We start from the raw sequence: 1,244 nt of genomic DNA on the forward strand, positions 1-1,244 counted from the left end.
TGGCCGAGCCGAACGGGGCCGAAGGGCGGGGCATGCGCAGGAACTCCGGCTCGGCCACCGCCGCCCGGGCTCGGCGCACCGAGACGCCCACGGCAAGATGGCTCTCGGAATCGCCCTTGTAGACGCCGCGCGACGGGGTGACGTCGCTATAGTCGCGGCCCACCGCCACGGCCACGTGGCGCTCGCCGGTCATCACATTGTTGGTCGGATCGAAACCCACCCAGCGATAGCTGGGCAGGAACACCTCGACCCACGCGTGGGTGGCGTCGGGGTCGGAGCGGTCGCCGGCCTCGCGATCGGTGAACAGGTAGCCGGAGACGTAGCGGGCCGGAATGCCCCACGAGCGGCAAACCGCCAGCATGATGTGGGCGAAGTCCTGGCAGACGCCGCGGCCGGCGCTGAGCGCCAGGTCGATCGGGCTGTCGGCGTCGGTCACCCCCGGCTGGTATTCGAAGGCCTTGTAGATCGTGTCGCACAGGGCCTGGACGGCCGAATAGGGATCGCGACGACGCAGGGCGTCGATGTCGTGCTCGGTGATAAAGGTCTCCAGGGCCGGCGTGACCGTCACGAACCCGTGGGGCTGCAGATAGTCGAAGCACTCGCCGCGCACGAAGGCGCTCTTCAGCCGCTCCCATTCGCCCATGTCCAGCGGCTGCGGCCATTCGAGCACCGGCTCGGTCTCGACGGCCGAGCGGGCGATGATCGTCAGGCCGTCATGCGGCTGGGGCACGTCGAAGTGATAGACGGCGTTGCCGAAGCTGTCGGCGTAGGAGAACACTTGGGCGGCCGGCTCGATGTCCAGCTCGAAGCTGACCAACCGCTGGCGCGCGCCCTTCTGGGGCTGCATCCACAGCTCCATCAGGCTTTCGCGGACGGGCCGCTCGTAATGGTACTGGGTGACGTGGCGGATCTCGAGAAGCACGGGCGGTATTCCTAAGCTTGCCCCCTAAGCGGGCAGGCGCATTTCCAGAGGATAGGCGACGAAGGTCTCGTAGATCGCCTGATGGATGCGGGCGCATTCGTTGGCCACGGTGGTCAGCAGTTCGCCGGCGCCCAGGCTCTCCAGCTCGCCGACGTCGGCGAACTCCAGCCGGGCCTTCAGCCGCCCGGCCAGCCGTTCCGGCGCCGCGCGGCCGGTGGCCTCGACGTGGCGGGCCAGCTCGCTCAGGTGCTTCTCGATCTGATTGGTCGCGAAACGGATCGAGCGCGGGAAGTCCTCGTCGAAGACCATGAACTCCAGGATG

Annotated in this window: 2 protein-coding genes; both read right to left on the reverse strand. The window is 68.1% G+C overall.

All coding sequences use genetic code 11. The features are described 5' to 3' along the window. Nucleotides 1-922: transglutaminase family protein (locus AC1DZ6_RS25390; RefSeq protein WP_477099855.1), on the reverse strand; the 922-nt coding region annotated here is incomplete at its 3' end. A gap of 24 nt (nucleotides 923-946) precedes the next feature. Then, nucleotides 947-1,244 (reverse strand): alpha-E domain-containing protein (locus tag AC1DZ6_RS25395; RefSeq protein WP_477099856.1); only part of this gene is annotated, 298 nt, incomplete at its 5' end.

The organism is Caulobacter sp. P1_B12_2 (genome assembly GCF_056406675.1).